General features: G+C 69.9%; 19 protein-coding genes. 14 read left to right on the forward strand and 5 right to left on the reverse strand.

Annotation, left to right across the window (positions count from 1 at the left end; translation table 11 throughout):
• The 5 genes from BMW35_RS03705 to BMW35_RS03725 all read left to right on the forward strand — a co-directional run bounded on the left by BMW35_RS03705 (position 1) and on the right by BMW35_RS03725 (position 5,433).
• Positions 1-1,194, forward strand: a complete 1,194-nt coding sequence (locus tag BMW35_RS03705) for a hypothetical protein (RefSeq protein WP_089668054.1) — start codon at positions 1-3, stop codon at positions 1,192-1,194.
• Positions 1,195-1,268: 74 nt separating this feature from the next.
• Positions 1,269-1,967 (forward strand): HAD family hydrolase, encoded by a 699-nt coding sequence (locus tag BMW35_RS03710; protein ID WP_089668055.1) that lies wholly within the window; start codon positions 1,269-1,271, stop codon positions 1,965-1,967.
• Positions 1,967-2,602 carry a class II aldolase/adducin family protein gene (locus BMW35_RS03715; protein ID WP_089668056.1) on the forward strand — a complete coding sequence of 212 codons (636 nt, stop codon included), beginning with the start codon at positions 1,967-1,969 and terminating at the stop codon, positions 2,600-2,602. The genes BMW35_RS03710 and BMW35_RS03715 overlap by 1 nt, the downstream gene beginning before the upstream one ends.
• 129 nt (positions 2,603-2,731) lie before the next feature.
• The gene (locus BMW35_RS03720) at positions 2,732-5,113 is read left to right on the forward strand and encodes a penicillin acylase family protein (RefSeq protein ID WP_089668057.1); all 2,382 of its coding nucleotides are present in this window, start codon (positions 2,732-2,734) and stop codon (positions 5,111-5,113) included.
• Positions 5,113-5,433: a hypothetical protein gene (locus BMW35_RS03725; RefSeq protein ID WP_089668058.1), complete on the forward strand. Its 321-nt coding sequence runs from the start codon at positions 5,113-5,115 to the stop codon at positions 5,431-5,433. The genes BMW35_RS03720 and BMW35_RS03725 overlap by 1 nt, the downstream gene beginning before the upstream one ends.
• Here BMW35_RS03725 and BMW35_RS03730 read toward each other — a convergent pair.
• Entirely contained in the window at positions 5,408-5,611 is a 204-nt protein-coding gene (locus BMW35_RS03730) for a hypothetical protein (RefSeq protein WP_089668059.1), read from the reverse strand. The genes BMW35_RS03725 and BMW35_RS03730 overlap by 26 nt on opposite strands.
• Positions 5,612-5,689: 78 nt before the next feature.
• Between BMW35_RS03730 and BMW35_RS03735 the strand changes: the two genes are divergently transcribed.
• A complete protein-coding gene (locus BMW35_RS03735) occupies positions 5,690-6,352 on the forward strand; it encodes a class I SAM-dependent methyltransferase (RefSeq protein WP_089670334.1) in 663 nt (220 codons plus the stop codon).
• A gap of 3 nt (positions 6,353-6,355) precedes the next feature.
• Here BMW35_RS03735 and BMW35_RS03740 read toward each other — a convergent pair whose 3' ends face one another.
• Positions 6,356-7,654 carry an oxidoreductase gene (locus tag BMW35_RS03740; RefSeq protein WP_089670335.1) on the reverse strand — a complete coding sequence of 433 codons (1,299 nt, stop codon included), beginning with the start codon at positions 7,652-7,654 and terminating at the stop codon, positions 6,356-6,358.
• A gap of 119 nt (positions 7,655-7,773) precedes the next feature.
• On the opposite strand from BMW35_RS03740, the gene BMW35_RS03745 reads away from it, so the two are divergent.
• The 8 genes from BMW35_RS03745 to BMW35_RS03780 all read left to right on the forward strand — a co-directional run bounded on the left by BMW35_RS03745 (position 7,774) and on the right by BMW35_RS03780 (position 13,574).
• A complete protein-coding gene (locus BMW35_RS03745; RefSeq protein ID WP_245708127.1) occupies positions 7,774-8,562 on the forward strand; it encodes a response regulator in 789 nt (262 codons plus the stop codon).
• 52 nt (positions 8,563-8,614) lie between these two features.
• Positions 8,615-9,988 (forward strand): NAD(P)/FAD-dependent oxidoreductase, encoded by a 1,374-nt coding sequence (locus BMW35_RS03750; protein ID WP_089668060.1) that lies wholly within the window; start codon positions 8,615-8,617, stop codon positions 9,986-9,988.
• A gap of 71 nt (positions 9,989-10,059) precedes the next feature.
• The gene (locus tag BMW35_RS03755; protein WP_089668061.1) at positions 10,060-10,746 is read left to right on the forward strand and encodes an AzlC family ABC transporter permease; all 687 of its coding nucleotides are present in this window, start codon (positions 10,060-10,062) and stop codon (positions 10,744-10,746) included.
• Entirely contained in the window at positions 10,743-11,060 is a 318-nt protein-coding gene (locus BMW35_RS03760; RefSeq protein ID WP_089668062.1) for an AzlD domain-containing protein, read from the forward strand. The genes BMW35_RS03755 and BMW35_RS03760 overlap by 4 nt, the downstream gene beginning before the upstream one ends.
• 32 nt (positions 11,061-11,092) lie before the next feature.
• Positions 11,093-11,548 carry a peroxiredoxin gene (locus BMW35_RS03765; protein WP_089668063.1) on the forward strand — a complete coding sequence of 152 codons (456 nt, stop codon included), beginning with the start codon at positions 11,093-11,095 and terminating at the stop codon, positions 11,546-11,548.
• A gap of 51 nt (positions 11,549-11,599) precedes the next feature.
• On the forward strand, positions 11,600-11,956 hold the full coding sequence (locus tag BMW35_RS03770) for a nucleoside triphosphate pyrophosphohydrolase (RefSeq protein WP_089668064.1): 357 nt from the start codon (positions 11,600-11,602) through the stop codon (positions 11,954-11,956).
• Between the two features lie 55 nt (positions 11,957-12,011).
• The gene (locus tag BMW35_RS03775; RefSeq protein WP_089668065.1) at positions 12,012-12,242 is read left to right on the forward strand and encodes a DUF7543 family protein; all 231 of its coding nucleotides are present in this window, start codon (positions 12,012-12,014) and stop codon (positions 12,240-12,242) included.
• Positions 12,243-12,605: 363 nt separating this feature from the next.
• Entirely contained in the window at positions 12,606-13,574 is a 969-nt protein-coding gene (locus BMW35_RS03780; protein ID WP_143052142.1) for an inorganic phosphate transporter, read from the forward strand.
• A gap of 30 nt (positions 13,575-13,604) precedes the next feature.
• On the opposite strand, the gene BMW35_RS03785 is transcribed toward BMW35_RS03780, so the two are convergent.
• The 3 genes from BMW35_RS03785 to BMW35_RS03795 all read right to left on the reverse strand — a co-directional run bounded on the left by BMW35_RS03785 (position 13,605) and on the right by BMW35_RS03795 (position 15,948).
• Positions 13,605-14,264 (reverse strand): O-methyltransferase, encoded by a 660-nt coding sequence (locus BMW35_RS03785; RefSeq protein ID WP_089668067.1) that lies wholly within the window; start codon positions 14,262-14,264, stop codon positions 13,605-13,607.
• Between the two features lie 68 nt (positions 14,265-14,332).
• The gene (locus BMW35_RS03790) at positions 14,333-14,902 is read right to left on the reverse strand and encodes a thioredoxin family protein (protein WP_089668068.1); all 570 of its coding nucleotides are present in this window, start codon (positions 14,900-14,902) and stop codon (positions 14,333-14,335) included.
• Between the two features lie 38 nt (positions 14,903-14,940).
• Positions 14,941-15,948: an MBL fold metallo-hydrolase gene (locus BMW35_RS03795; RefSeq protein ID WP_245708128.1), complete on the reverse strand. Its 1,008-nt coding sequence runs from the start codon at positions 15,946-15,948 to the stop codon at positions 14,941-14,943.
• Between the last annotated feature and the right edge of the window lie 31 nt (positions 15,949-15,979).

Here is a 15,979-nt window from a genome sequence, read left to right on the forward strand (position 1 = left end):
GTGACCCTCCCAACACGACGCGCGGCGCTCGCCGTCGCCGTTGCCGCCCTCCTCGCGACTGCCGGCTGTCTCGGCGGGCTGACACCGACCGATACCAGTTCGTCGCCCACCAACGACACCCAGACCTGCACCTACGACACGTCTAAGCGTACTATCGACTCCGGCACGTGGTCGCCGGACGCCTCAGTGGAGCAGTACCCGCCGGGCGTCGCGGACAACGGCACGCTCGTGAACGCCTCCACGCTGCTGGATGCGCACTTCGCCGTGGTCGCGAACACGTCGATGCAGTTCAGACTCGAGGCCACGATAGGGGACACGAACGAGACGAGGGTCCGGACGCTGACACACGGGCCGGAGCGGACGCCGTTCTACAGCACGCTCGAGGAAGGACCCGAGGGCGAGCGACTCCGTACCGAGTTCTACAGAGGTGACTCCAACGGCTTCGCCCGGGTCGCCTTCGACAACGAGACGCGGCACATCGTCTACCAGAACGCCACCACTGCCGGCATCAGTGCGTGGACGGGCTACGACGGTATCGGGAGTCCACAGAACAGCTTCTATGCGGTGCTCGAGGGCGGGAGCTACAGCGTGAACGGCACCGTCGAGCGCGGCGACCGGACGTTCGTCCAGCTCACCACCAGTGAGGACTCACTGGACACCGGCCACATCACGAACGGCACCGTACTCGTGACGCCGGAGGGCGTCATCTACGACGTCGACGCCACTGTCGTCCAGTTGGCCGGCGAAGACGACGAGCGACGAAACGACATCTCGAACACGCTGACCACCGACGTCGAGTGGTGCGGGGCGCCGTCCTGGGTCGATTCTACCCCACACCTCTCGCTGTCGATAGTCGAGGACAACCACACGGTCGAGATTCGGAACACCGGCGGGGCGGCCGTGCCGGCGAACACGTCGTTCGAACTCACCGGGAGCGAGGACCCCGAACTGGGTCCCGGACACCCCAGCCGCGGAGACGTGAAAGGGACTGTCGCGACCGACGAGCGCCTCGAACCCGGTGATACCGTCTACGTGACGGCGGGCGCAGACGGGAGCGCGTCGTCGTTCGCCCTCCACGACGACCCGACGCGCGGGGAGTACACCTTCGGGAGCGCAGGGCTCACTGGCGTCCACGGGAACGTCAGCTACCGGCTGTCGGCAGACGCTGGTACGTACCCGTTCGAGGAGTCGTGAGCCGCCGCGCCAGTCGTTGAGGGGTCCCGCTCGGTGACCGAGGAGTTAACCGAATCCAGCGTGGACCGATGCGCATGACCTACGAGGCGGTGTTCGTCGACCTCGACGACACCCTCTACCCCTACGCGGAGTGCAACGAGGCGGGGAAGGCAGCGGCCTGGGAGACAGCCCGAGACCTGGGCTACGATTCCAGCCGCGAGGCCTTCGAGGAGCTCTACATGGAGGCCCGCCGCGAGGTGAAACGCGAACTCGCGGGGACGGCGAGCGCCCACGAGCGGTTCCTCTACTTCAAGCGCGCCATCCAGATTCACACCGGGACGCACAGCGCGAAGGACGCGCTCGCGCTCGGCGAGGCGTACTGGGACGCGTACGTCGAGGAGATGGAGCTCTTCGACGGCGTAGTGGAGACGCTGGCGGCCCTCCAAGATGCGGGGCTGGCGGTGGCTGTGGTGACGAATCTGACGACGCGCATCCAGATGAAGAAAATCGAGCAGTTGGGTATCAGCGACCACGTCGATCTCGTGATGACCAGCGAGGAGACGGGCCGCGAGAAGCCCTCCAGTGTGATGTTTACGCTGCCCATGGCGCAACTGGACGTCAAGCCCAGCGAGACCGTGATGGTCGGGGACTCGGTGTCCGCGGACGTCGAGGGCGGGAACGCGCTCGGACTGACGACGGTGCTGTTCAACAGCGACGCGACCGACCTCGACCACCGCGAGCGGCCCGACCACAGGATTGAATCGTTCCCCGAGATTACGGAGGTAGTACTGTAATGCTGGCACGCGAACGAGTCGCCGTCGTCGACCACGCACCGTCCCTGAGTGACCTCACCCCCGGCCGCACGGGCAACCTCAGCGTCCGCGACGGCGACCGGTTCGCGGCGACGCCGACCGGCGTCCCGTACGACGGTTTCGACGCCAGCGACGTGCCCGTCGTCACGCTCGACGGCGACGTCGTCGCGGGGGAGATGGAGCCGACGAGCGAGGTGCCGATGCACACGGGCATCTACCAGCGGCTGGACGCGGGTGCCATCGTCCACACGCACTCGCCGTGGGCGTCGACGCTCGCGGTGCTCGGCGAGGAACTGCCGCCCGTCCACTACATGATTACGGCGGTCGGCCGGAAGGTGCCGGTGGCGGGCTACGCGCCCTACGGCACCGACGACCTCGCCGAACTCGTCGTCGCGGAGATGGAGGAAGCGAACTCGGACGCCTGCATCCTCGCGAACCACGGGCTCGTCGCCGTCGGCGAGGACCTCCCGACGGCCATCGAGAACACCGTCCACGTCGAGGAGCTCTGCAGGGTCTACCTGCAGGCCCGCCAGCACGGCGAGCCGAACGAGCTCACGGACGAACAGCTGGCCGCCGTCGAGGAGAAGTTCGAGTCCTACGGGCAGTCCGACGTGTAGTCACGCCGCCCGGTCACTGCTGCTGATTCTCCGCCCCCGCTGCACACCGCCCACCCGCTCTCTCTCTCTGAGTGTGTGACGCACCAGCATCCTGCACAGTTATGGTCCGCGGGCCGACACTGCCGGGGTATGGACGACGTTGACACCGCGCGACGTGGCCTGATCGGTGCCGTCCTCGGCGGCGTCGCGGCGGGCGGGTTCTTCACGCCGGCGTCGACGTACCTCGACCAGTTCTCACCGCTGTCGGGGAGCGTATGGGCGTCGACGACGGACGAGCCGCCCGGCCGAGTGGACAGCGAGTACGGCGACGCCACCCTCCAGTACGACGGCCACCGGGTGCCTCGAATCGAAGCCGACGACGAGGCCGCGCTCTACCACGCCGTCGGGTACGCCCACGGCACCGACCGGCTGTTCGGGATGGACCTCCAGCGCCGACTGATGCGCGGCCAGCTGTCGGCGGTCGTCGGCGACGCCGCGCTGGACTCCGACGAGTTCCGCGTGCAGATGGACTTCGCGCGCGCCGCCGACGCGAACTGGGCGGCCGTACAGGACCGTAACCCCGAGGTCGCCGACCTGCTGTCGGCGTACGTGGACGGCGTGAACGCCGCCCAGGAGGACCAGACGCTCCCGCCGGAGTTCGAGTTGCTGGGCTACGAGCCGGCCGCGTGGACGCCCGAGGACACCCTGCTCCTGCAGTTACAGATATCGTGGACGCTCACGGGGAGCTTCGAGTCGCTCCGGCGGTCGGTGCTGGCCCGCGAGCTCGGCGACGGCGTGGCCGACCTGTTCCCGCGACGCTACGACCACGACAGCCCCATTCTGCGGGACGGCGTCAGCACCGCCGGCGGTGCCGGGAGCGGCGGCGGTGGCGGAAGCGAGTCCCGAGAGTCGCGGCCGGTGTCAAGCGAACTCGCGGGCTGGCTGTCGGGCTTCGAGTCGCCGCCCGGCGTCGGGTCGAACTCGTGGGTCGTCGGCGGCGAGTACACCGAGAGCGGCGAGCCGCTGCTGGCGAACGACCCGCACCTGTCGCTGCTCGCGCCCCCGGTCTGGTACCAGCAGCACCTCGACTGGGGCGACGGCTGGGTGCGCGGCGTCACCTTCCCCGGCGTACCGTTCGTCATCATCGGGGAGAACCACGCTGGCGGGTGGGGGTTCACGAACGCGGGCGTCGACGTCCTCGACTGCTACACGTACGAGACGGACGGCGACCGGTACCGCTACGGCGACGAGTGGCGGGCGTTCGAGACCGACGAGCACACCATCGAGGTCGACGGTGCCGACGACGTCACCGTCACGAAGCGCAAGACCGTCCACGGGCCGGTCGTCGAACGCGAGGGCGAGGAGGTCGGCGTCGCGTGGACCGGGTTCTCGGCGACGGCGACCACCGACGCCGTCTACGCGATGGCCCACAGCGACGGCCTGGACGACTTCCGGGCGGCCACCCGCGACTTCGACCTGCCGACGCAGTGTGTCGTCTACGCGGACCGCGAGGGCAACACCTACCACAAGGTCACGGGCCGCGTTCCGTACCGGTACACGGACGGAGAGCGCGTGCCCGGCTGGCAGGTCTTCGACGGCTCCGCCCGCGAGGGCGAGTGGCGGGGGTACACGCCCTACGGCGAGTCGTCCTGGGACGGCTTCGTCCCGTTCGAGGAGAAGCCGGGCGTCGTGAACCCCGACTACGTCGGCACGGCGAACCAGCGCATCGTCGACGACCCGGGCTACTACCTCGCGGAGTCCTACAGCCCGCCGTTCCGCGGCGAACGCCTCTACGAGGTCCTCGACGACTGGGCCGAGGATGGCGGAATGACTCCCGAGGACATGCGTGACCTCCAGCGGGACACTCTGGACACGCGCGCCCGTCGGCTGGTTCCGCGGCTCCTCAACGCGACCGACGTTGCAGCCGCGGGGTCGCCGTTCGACGCGCTGCCGGACTGGGACTACCGAATGGACCGTGATAGTGACGGCGCGCTGGCGTTCGCGGTCTTCTTCGACGCGTACCGGGAGGCGCTGTACGCCGACGGCTTTGCGGCGGCGGACCTGAGTGATGACTACTGGCCGAGCGACTGGGTGACGGTGACGCTCGACTCCTCGCCGTGGTTCGACCGAGAGGCGACGCCGGACTCAGCGCCGGCCGCGATGCGAACGGCCCTCGACACAGCCGTCGGCCGCCTCGAAGACGAGGGCTGGGAGACCTACGGCGAGTACAACGAGGCGTCTCTCGACCACCCGTTCGGCCAGTCGTTCCTCAACTACCCGGGCGTGCCGACCGACGGGTCGCCGGCGACGCTGAACAACTTCCGGCGGGACAGCGACACCGGGAGCTCCTGGCGGATGGTCCTCCCGATGAGCGACGACGGCGAGGCGTCCGTCGTCCTCCCGGGCGGCAACGACGGCGACCCGTTCAGCGCCCAGTATCACGACCAGCTCCGGGCGTGGGCGGACGGCCAGTACTACGGCTTCGACCGGGAGTTCGCGGGGCCGAGCATCGAGTTCGGGGGTGGTGACTGATGGACCGCGAGCGGACGCTGGTCGCGGTGGTCGCCGTCGCCGCGTCGCTGGCGCTCGCGTCGGTCCACTGGCTCGGGCTGCTCGTCGGCGGGATTGCGGTCGGCGTGCTCGCGTCGACGTGGCCGCGCGCGCTCGCCGCCGGCCTCGGATTCGGCGCGCTCGCGTGGGTCGTCTTCCTCGGGACGCTGTGGCGGGCCGACCGGCTCGCGGCGTACTGGGACGCCGGCCTGCTGCTGTACGCGAGCGTCGGCATCCCGCTCGCGCTGGGCGTCGTCGGTGCGCTCGCACACGGCCTCAGGAGCCACGGGAGTACTGCGTGAGGAGGAACGTCACCAGAACGAGCAGTCCGAAGCCGGCGATTGCGAACCAGACGCTCGCGACCTGCGGCGTCGCTGCCAGCTCCGGCGCGAGGAACCAGACCACTGTGGCGACGGCCCCGAGAACGAGCGCGTAGACGTACGCCCGCACGAGGTCGTAGCCGAGCCGGACCGCGTCCATACCCCACAAACAGGTATCACACAGTTTATCCTTTCGCACGGCGGCGCGCTTTTGCACCGGACCGTCGAAGTGACAGTCGTGACCGTCTCGGAGACGCAGGCCGCGTACGGCCGGTGGGCGCGGGCCTACGACTGGTTCGTGCGGCTGCTGCCGGGCCTCGACGGGCTACGAGCGGGTGCCGTCGCTGACCTCGACCTGGAGCGCGGCGACACCGTCGTCGACCTGGGGTGTGGCACGGGCGCGAACCTCCCGCACCTCCGGGAGGCCGTCGGTCCGACCGGCACCGTCGTGGGCGTCGACCTGACGCCCGGTATGCTCGCGGCGGCCGAGCGGCGAATCGAGACCGCGGGCTGGCGGAACGTCCACCTCGTGCAGGGCGACGCCGCGCGGCCGCCAGTCGACGGCGTGGACGGCGTCCTCGGGACGTTCGTCGTCGGGATGCTGGCGGACCCGGCAGCCGGGGTCCGGGCGTGGCTCGACCGCCTCACATCCGGCGGGCGTGTCGCCGTCCTCGAAGCGACGCGCACGACGCACCCCGCGGGCGGCGTGCTGAATCCGGTCTTCGACTCGCTCGTCGCAGCCGGTGCGCCCGGCAACGGGAGCGACAGCGACGCGTCCCGAACCCTCGACGCCCGGGTCACCGAGGCCAGAGACGCGCTCGCCGTCGAGGGGTCGCTGCTCCGGGACGAGCGGCGCGTCGCCGGGTTCGTCCGGACACTGGTGGCCGAACAGCGGGCGTAGCCCTCAGTCCTCCTCGCTCGTCTCGTACGCGCCCTCCCGAGCCAGTCGGCCGCGCTCCGCGAGCACCTCGGGCGTCCGGCAGACGCCGTCCACGCCCGCGGCCTGCGGGACCGCGCAGTTGTTGCAGTTCTCGCAGACGACGGCGGCGTCGGGGTCGTCGAGCAGCCTCGCGGGCAGCCGGGGTTCGGCGTAGAACGGCCGCCCCATCCCGACGAGGTCGCAGGCGTCCCCGAGCAGGCGGTCGATTCGCTCGCGCTCCCTGACCCCGCCCTCCAGCATGACGGGCACGTCGACGCGCTCGCGGACGCGCCGGCAGAGGTCGGCGTTCCACGCGGGCTCGAACGAGGCGCGGCGGGCCTGGACCCGGTTGGCGAGCGAGACCAGTTTCGCGCGCCACCGGCTGCCGAAGGCGTCCGCGTAGCCGGCCTGAAAGCGGTCGTCAGCCCAGGCGCGCTCGGGGTACTCGCCACGCACGATGTGCATATCCCAGAACACGCTCCCGGAGACGGGCGCGACGGCGTCGAAGCCGATTTCGGCGGCGCGCTCGCAGAGCGCCACGCAGTCGTCGGCAGAGAGGTGGCGGCGGATGCCCGGTGGGGCCCGCGTCTCGGCCGGGAGCTTCGCAATCAGGGGCGCGTCGGTGCGCTCTCGGACCTCGTCGTAGAGGACTTCGAGGAACCGGCCGCCGTCCGCGAACTCGTCGCTCCGGCGGTTGTAGAACGGGGAGAGGAACTGCTGGACGATGCCCATGTTCGCGCCGGCCACGTGGACGCCGTGGTAGCCCGCGTCGGCGAGCCGGCCGGCGGCACGACCGAAGTCCGCCGCGAGGTCGTACACCGCGTCGGTCGAGAGGACGCGCGGCGAGACGTCGAGCAGGCCGAGTCGGTCGGCCGCGCGCAGCGGGAGCGGGGGGTCGGAGACGGCGAGCTGGTCGAGGTCGGGGTGGGCCGACCGGTAGCCGGCGTGCCAGACCTCCATCGAACGCAGTCCGCCGTGTTCCAGTTGCGCGAACACGCGACCGCCGTGGGCTTCGACGGCGTCGGGAACGGGCGCGAGTCCGGCGACGAACTCGTCGTCGTGGACGCGGGTCATCCCGGGTGCGGCACAGCCGCCCTCGCCGCGGACGACGGTGGCTCCCTGGCACACGAGACCGGCACCGGCGGCCGCCGCCGGTTCGAGTTCGCTTCGGAGCGTGTCGGCTGTCTCCGAGTCGGTGCCCGCGCACTCCAGCAGCGGCGTGCGGTACAGCCGGTTCCGGAGGCGGAGCCCGCCGACTGTCACGGGGTCGTCGAGGCGCGGCACACACCGACTGTCGGACGGCTCGGGCTTCAGCGTGTGGGTCGTCCGCACGCCGCTCTCGAAGGGTTTGCCACGACGTGAGTGACCGAGATAGCTATCCTCACTGGGAGCGAACGGGCTGTGTGACTTCGTCCACCGACCGCGGGCTGTCGGTTCTCCACGTCGACGACGACCCGAGCATGGGGTCGCTCGTGACGACGTACCTCGAACGCGACGCGAGCGGCCTGGACTGCACCGTGACGACCGAGACGTCCCCGTCGGACGCGCTCGCGCGGCTCCGCGAGGGTGACGAGACGTTCGACTGCGTGGTCAGCGACTACAACATGCCGGGAGTCAACGGCGTCGAGTTCCTGGAGGCGGTCCGCGAGTTCGACCCCGAACTCCCGCTGTTGCTGTTCTCCGGCGAGGAGCCCGCCGACATCGCCGCCGAAATCGTGGCGGCCGGCCTCACCGACTACCTCCGGAAAGCCGGCGACAACCAGTACACGATGCTCGTGCGGCGGGTCGGCCACGCCGTCGAGGACGGCGTCGACGACGGCCAGTTCGACACCGGCGAGTCGGACACCGAACTCGGCAGCGTCGCCGTCGTCGGCCGCGACGAGTCCTTCGAACGGGTCGACGAGCAGTACGCCGACTACTACCAGTACGACTCCGAGGACATCGCCGGGAAGCACTGGTCCGAACTCCACCCGGAGGAGGAAGTCGAACACATCCGGACCCACGTCCTGCCGGTCGTGCAGAAGGGCGGCGAGTGGCGGGGCCGAAGCGAGGGGCTGCGGGCCGACGGCTCCACGTTCACGGAGTCGAAGCTGGTGTCGGCGCTGGACGGCGGCCGGCTGCTCATCGCCGTCTCCGAACTCGGAGACGCCGACGACGTGAGCGACGACGCGACCGGCGACCGGGCGGCGTAGCTGCGCTCGAAAACTCGAAGCACTTTAAGACCAGCACGGTGAGGGTGAAGACATGACTGACGTGGACGTAGCCGTCGTGGGTGGCGGACCGGCGGGGTCGACCGCCGCCTACGCGGCCGCCGACCGCGGCGCGGACGCGGTCGTCTACGAGAAGGGCGTGCCCCGCGACGACCGGCAGCGACTTGGACCGGACTCGACGGACGCGGCGGGCTTCCTCGACTACTGGCTGGAGGTCGCCGGCCTCGACTTCGAGGACATCCCCGAGGACGTCGTCGAGAAGACGCTCACCGACGCCGAGTTCGTCGGGCCGAGCGAGCGCGCCGTCCTCGACCGCACCGGCCTCGACAGCGACTACGACCACTTCGGGTTCACGTTCCACCGCGCGAAGTTCGACGACTGGCTCCGCGACCGCGCCGAGGACGCCGGCGCGCGCTACGAGGCCGGAACGAGCGTGAAGTCCGTGGACTCGGACCTCGACGGCGGCCACGAGCACACGCTCACGCTCGGGAACGGAGACGAGGTGACCGCGGAGTACCTGATTCTCGCCGACGGCCCGCAGCGACAGGTCACGATGCGCGTCCTCGACCCGCTGCTCCCGGACGGCAAGAAGGCCAGCGAGGTGCTGAGCCCGCCGACGGCGAACCACATCGCCTACCAGGAGTACCGGCAGTTCCCCGAGGAACTGTTCGACGACGACTCCCTGAAGTTCTGGTGGGGCTGGATGCCGGGCGAGACGGCGTACCCGTGGGTGTTCCCGAACCGGGGCAACGTCGCGCGCGTCGGCCTCACGATGCCCATCGGGATGGACATCGACGACTTCGACGCCTCGGAGTGGCGGCTGCTCCGCGAGGACGACGAGCAGATTCCGTCCGGCTCGGTGTACATCCGCCGGCTGCTCGAAGAGCTGTACGGTGACGAGTACGACGTCGACGAGGACTTCCCGCTCGCCGTGGACCACGGGAAGTCGAACGGCACGGAGACGTACCCCATCTCGTCGACGCGACCCATCGAGTCCCCCGTCGATGCCGGCATCGCGGTCGCGGGCGGCGCGATGGGCACCACGTCGGCGTTCCACGAGGGCGGCGACCACGTCGCCCACCGCACCGGCCTGCTCGCCGGCCGGCTCGCCGCCGAGGATCGGCTGACGGAGTACAACGACGCCTGGCACGACGCCATCGGCGACGAAATCAAGCGCAACGTCGCGATGGCGGACGTCGTCGGCGACTTCGGGCCCGACGACTGGGACGACACAATCCGCATCACGCGGACGATGCTGGAGGGCAGCGACGGCGGGAAGCTCATCTCGAAGTCGAACGCGCGCTCCGCGGCGGGCGGCCTCGGCCTCTACACGAAGTACCGGAAGGCGAAGTTCGGGCTCCGGAAGGGCCGGTACGCGCAGTTGCGCGAGTCGGACTACTCGTTCTGAGGCGGCCGGCGGACGCCTCGGGCTGCCGGAACGCGAACGCTCTTGGCCGGCGGACCGACTACCACGAGTCCATGACCGACCGACGGGACTTCCTCGCCGGCGCGTGGGACTCGGTGCCGACGCTGCCGGCGAACGTCCCGTTCGGCTTCGTCGCGGGCGCGGCCGCCGTTCAGGCGGGGTTCTCGGACCTCCAGTCGGTGGCGCTGTCGGCGCTCGTCTTCGGCGGCGCGAGCCAGCTCGCCGCCATCGAACTGCTGGAGCAGGGGTCGCCGCTCGCCGTCGTCGTGCTGACGGCCGTCGTCGTGAATCTGCGCTACGTGATGTACAGCGCCGCCATCGCGCCGTACTTCCGCGAGTTCACGTCGAAGTGGCGGCTGTTCGCCAGCCAGTTCATCGTCGACACGACGTTCGCAATCGCCGTCACCGAGTACGAACGCGACCCCGAGACCGACCAGCTCGCGTACTGGCTGGGGGTCTGCGCGACCATCTACGTCGGCTACGTGGCCGGAACGGCCGCGGGCGTGGTGGTCGGGGACGCCGTCCCGGACGGCCTCCAGCTCGACTTCGCGGTGCCGCTGCTCTTCCTCGCCCTGCTCGTTCCGTCCATCACGGACGAGGCGACGGGCGTCGCGGCCGCAGTGGGCGGCTTCGCGGCGGTGGCGGCCGCTGGGCTGCCGATGAACGTCGGCATCGTCGTCGCCGCCGTCGTCGGTATCTCGGCCGGTGCGGTGGCCGACGCCGCGGGGGTGGGACAATGAGGCTCTGGCTGGTCGTGCTCGCCGCGGCGGTCGGCACCTACCTGCTCCGGGTGTCGTTCGTGACGCTGTTCGGGCGCGCCGACGAGGTGCCGGCGCGCGTCAAGCGCGTGCTCGCGTTCGTCCCGCCGGCAGTGCTCGCGGCGCTCGTGCTCCCCGAACTCGTCCTCTACGGCGACGGGCTCTCAGTCTCCCTCGGGAACGACCGACTGGTTGCGGGCGTGATTGCGGCGGGCGTCGCGTGGAAGACGGAAGACATGCTCGCCACCGTCGTCGTCGGGATGGCCGCGCTGTACGCGCTCTCGCTGGTACCGTAACTGCTTCCCCGGGGGCCCGCGAAGCCGGGAGTATGCTAGCGGAAGGCACCACGGCTCCGGAGTTCGAGTTGGCGAATCAGGACGGCGAGCCCGTCGCGCTGTCCGACTTCGAGGACCAGCACGTCGTCGTCTACTTCTACCCGCGAGCGGACACACCCGGCTGCACGAAGGAGGCCTGTGACTTCCGAGACAACTGGGACCGCTACGCGGACGCCGACGTGCCCGTGCTCGGCGTCAGCGACGACCCCGTCGAGGACCTCGCCGACTTCCACGAGAAGTACGACCTGCCGTTCGACCTCCTGAGCGACGACGGCGGCGAGGTCGCGACCGCGTACGAGTCCTACGGCGAGCGCGAGATTCAGGGCGACCTGCTGTCGGTCACGTCCCGGAACACGTACGTCGTCGGTCCGGACGGCGCTATCGCGGCCGCATTCGAGGGCGTCGACCCCGAGGGACACGCGGACGAAGTGCTGGCCGCGATCGAGTGACCTGCTGACGGTAGACGACAGTTCTTTGCCACTGTCGGGCGGAGACAGCCCATGAGCGAAGAGTACGACAAGCTCGTGCGCGACGACGTACCGTCCGAGATTCGAGAGGACGGCGAGACGCCAGTCACCTACCGCGCGGAGGGCGAGGAGTACCGCGACCGGCTCGCCGAGAAGCTCGTCGAGGAGGCCGAGGAGTTCGCCGACGGCCGGACGGTCGCCGAACTCGGGGACGTGCTGGACGTGGTCGACGCCATCTGTGCGGCGCGGGACGTCGACCGCGACTACCTGGAGGAGATGCGAGCGGCGAAGACCGACGACCGCGGCGGGTTCGTCGAGGGCGTCGTCCTCGAACGCGTCGAGCCGACCCAGGACCACCAACACGCGGACTGGGACTCCCCGGACGAGTAGGAGCGCGTCGAACCGGAAGCGCCGCGCTTACGTCGCAGCGCTCGTATTCGCCCGCATGGAGTACCACGAGGTCGAGCGGCAGGCCGGTCGCGAGTGGGAGCGAGCGGACGGCAACGCCGTCATCCGGCTGCGGCAGACGGCGCGCGGCGACTGGGCGGTGACCTACGACCGACTGGAGCAGGCCGACGAGGGGTCGGCCTACGAGCGCGTGGAGGTCGGCAGCGAAGAGGCGGCGCTCTCTCGCGTCGAGGAGTTCCAGGAGCGGACCGCCGAAGCCGAGGCGTAACGCCGAGAAGAAGCCCCGACGACGGGCCTGTCGTCAGCCGGCGACCGAACCGAGTACGCTGCGTTCGCCGACCAGTTCGCGGAGCTTCTCGACGAGCGGGCGCGTCGGCGGCGCGAACTCCCGGAGTCGGGGGCCGCGTATCGATTCCGTCACGATACGTTCAGACGGTGACGAAGGCGTCTGCCTGTCCTCGGACATGTGGATGGTGTCGTCACTGCGAGTCGGTTACTCGGTGCAGTTCTGCTGTCTCGTCGACGCCGGGAACGTACCGGTCAGGACACCTAAATCCTGGGACGAAACCGCGCGCAGCCGCGTCGAATCCACCACGTTTTTCTCCAGAGCGGAGCAAGCGCCTGCCAGTTCGTGCCTTCACCGATTCTCCTCGTGGGGGCGTTTCTCATCTCGTTCGTCGTCGCGGCAGTGACGGGTGCCAGCAGCGTCTCGGTGTCGATGGCTCCCGCAGTCGGGTCGAACTCGATTACGGTGCTCCGTGGTGCGTTCGTCGTCGGTGCCGTCGGGTTCGTCGGTGCGGTCGCACAGGGGGCTGCCGTCACCCGGGGCGTGGGGACGGAAATCGTCTCCGGGCCCGTGACCTTCGGGATGGGAACGGTCGCACTCGTGGTCATCGGCGTCTTCGTCGGACTGGGTATCTACTTCGAACACTCGATACCGGTGGCGTTCTCGACGTTCGGCGCGGTCGCCGGCGTGGGGTTCGCCGCCGGCTACGACCCGAATCTCGACTACTGGACGCTCACACTCGGTGCGTGGGTGGCGTCGGGTGTCGTCGCGGTCGTGCTGGCGTACGGCGTCACGGTCGCGCTGGAACGGCTCGTCCCCGAGTCGCCGCGTGTCGAGCGGTGGGTCGACAGTGCGGTGCTGTTCGCCGGGGTCGTGTTCTCGTTCATCGGCGGCGGCAGTCAGGTGGGACTGGCCGTCGGTCCTCTGGTGGGGACGGTCGAGGACCTGGGCTTCGGCCTGCTGTCGCTGATGGCGTTCGGCGGACTCGGCATCACGCTCGGCGCGTGGGTGAAGAGCCCGGTGATGCTACAGGCCGTCGGCCGTCAGTACGCGAGTCTCGGCCAGCGCACGTCGCTGGCCGTTCTCGTGACGGCGATTCCGATGGTGCAGGTCATCGCGAACGTGCTCGGTGTCCCGATCTCGTACAATCACATCATCATCAACAGTATCGCCGGCTGCGGGTTCGCGGCCAGCGGGGGCGGCGCTGGCGTCGACACCCGGAAGTACGCCGGCACGCTCGCGAGCTGGGTTGCGACACTGTTCGGTTCGACGCTGACGGCGTACGCGCTCTACAGGGCCACGATGCTCGTCTGAGTGAGCGACGACGACAGCGCGGTGTCTCACTCAGCGGGTCAGTGTGCTCACGGCGAGCCCTTCTCCGAGCGGGACGTGTGCCGTCTCGAAGTCCGGGTGGTCCCGCACGCGCTCGACGTACGCCGCGATGCCGGCGGTCGAGTCGTCGACCGGGTCGCCGCCCCGGAGCGCGTCGGTGACGCTCTCGGGCGTGACCGGGCCCTCCATGATGTTGTCCGCGACGACCACGCCGCCCGGCGCGAGGGCCTCGACCACCTCGTCGAACGCCTCGGCGTACCGGGCCTTGTCGTGGTCGAGGAGCACGAGGTCGAAGGGACCGTCGTAGCGCTCGAAGCTGTCGAGTGCCTCACCGGCCTCGTAGTGCACTGCGGCGTCCGGGTCGAGGCGGTCGAGGAACGCACGGGCCTCGTCGAGGTTGGCCTCGTCGTAGTCGGTGAGCACGAGTTCGCCGTCCGCGGGGAGCGCGGGCAGGAACCAGGCCGCCGAGTAGCCGAACCCGGAGCCGAACTCGAAGACGCGCTCGGCGTCCGCGAGCGTCGCCAGCAGTCGCAGGAAGCGGCCGGCGTCCGGGCCGACCGTCGGGAAGCCTCGATCGTCGCCGTGTTCGGTCATCTCCGCGAGCAGCGGCGACGGCTCGGGGTTCGCGGCGGCGAGCAGCGATTCCACGTCGTCGCCGAGGATGCGGCTCATGGCAGACGTGTCGGTACCCCGGGGCTTAGCGATTGTGCCGCGGCGACGGGAAAACGGCTACCGGGCGGTCAGTCGTCGCTCCACTTGATGGAGCAGCCGCGGGACGGTTTGAACTCGTCGTCGACCGGCTCGCCGGCGAGCACGCTGTCGATGGCGTCGCGGGCATCGCCGCCCTCGCGGGACGGCTCGTCGTCAGGGTTCAGCGCGTCGTCGAGGCGGCCGTGGTACGCGAGTTCGAAGCCGTCTCCGGTGTTCGCCAGCAGGAAGGGGTCGGGGGTGCAGGTCGCGCCGTAGGCGCGGGCCGCGTCCTGACTCTCGTCGCGGAGGTACGCGTCGTACTGGATGGTGCCGTCGTCGACGAGTTCCTGCATTCGCTCGAACGAGTCGTCGGGGTACTCGTCCGCGTCGTTGGGGTTGACGCCGACGACGGCGACGTCGCCGTAGTCCGCCGCGATGTCGTTGAGCGTGTCGAACTTCGCTTTCGCGTACGGGCAGTGGTTGCACGTGAACACGAGCAACACGGCCTCGGAGTCGCCGAAGCTGTCGAGGGTGTACGTCTCGCCGTCGGTGCCGCGGAGGTCGAAGTCGGGAGCCGTGTCGCCTCGTTCGAGTTCGCGGTCGGATTCCTCCTGAACCATGCCCGACGGTTACGTGGGAGCGCCGAAAGTCGTTGGGTTCAGGCGAGTTCGTAGCGGACAGCGGGCCCGGCGTCGTCGACTTCGCGGAGGACGCCCTCATGGACGAGGTGGTCGAGGTGGGCGTACGCCTCACCGGGCCCGTGGAGGATGTGGATGTGCCGGAGGCCACCGAACAGCGCCGCGCTGACGCTCCACGCGGTCACCTGGCCCTGGTCGCGGACGACATCGAGGACGCGCTCGGTGCGGTCGTCGTGGTGGGCGGCGATGTCGCGGGCGCGCTCGGTCGGCGCGAAGATGGGGCCGCGGTGGCCGGGCCACGCGCGGTCGAGGTCGAGGCTCTCGACGCGCTGGAGGCTGTCGAGGTACTGCTGGAGCGGGCGCTTGACGCGGACATCCGCGCCGCCGACGTTCGGCGTGTACTTCGGGAGGACGGCGTCGCCGACGAACGCCTCCCGGCGGCCGTCGCGCTCGAAGGCGTACGCGGCGAGCCCGGCGGCGTGTCCGGGGAGGTGGACGACCTCGGCCTCGAAGTAGCCGAGGTCGACGGTGTCGCCGTCCGACAGCGGCGTCACGTCGGCCGATTGACCCTGGAGACCGTCGTGAGTGCCGAGGAAGTCGTTGAGTTCTGCCTGTTTGTCGTCGGGCATTCCCCACTGGTCGAGGTAGGCCGCCTGTTTAGTCTCCATCGCCGTGACGGCGTCGGCGTCCTGTGAGACCATCGGCGCGTCGGCCTCGTGGATGTAGACGGTGGCGTCGCCGTCGGCCTGGATAGCGCCCGCGAGGCCGGCGTGGTCGTGGTGCCAGTGCGTCAGGAGGACCTGGTCGACGGCGGCGAACGACGCGCCGCGGGCGTCGAGGGCGTCCCGGAGTTCCGACTCGACGTCGGGCGTGGCGATGCCGGTGTCGACGAGCGTCGTCGGTGCGTCGTCGTCGCCGACGCCGAGGAGGTAGACGCTGTTCCGGCCCTCGAAGGCGGCGTTCGTCAACTGGATGTGGTACACGACGAGGGCGTAGCGGTCGCTCGAACAAATAGTTGTGTCGTCCACAGTGGTGCCCGCGCCGTGCGGGGGGTTCGCG

Origin of the sequence: Halobacterium jilantaiense, assembly GCF_900110535.1 — an archaeon.
GTDB classification, from domain to species: domain Archaea; phylum Halobacteriota; class Halobacteria; order Halobacteriales; family Halobacteriaceae; genus Halobacterium; species Halobacterium jilantaiense.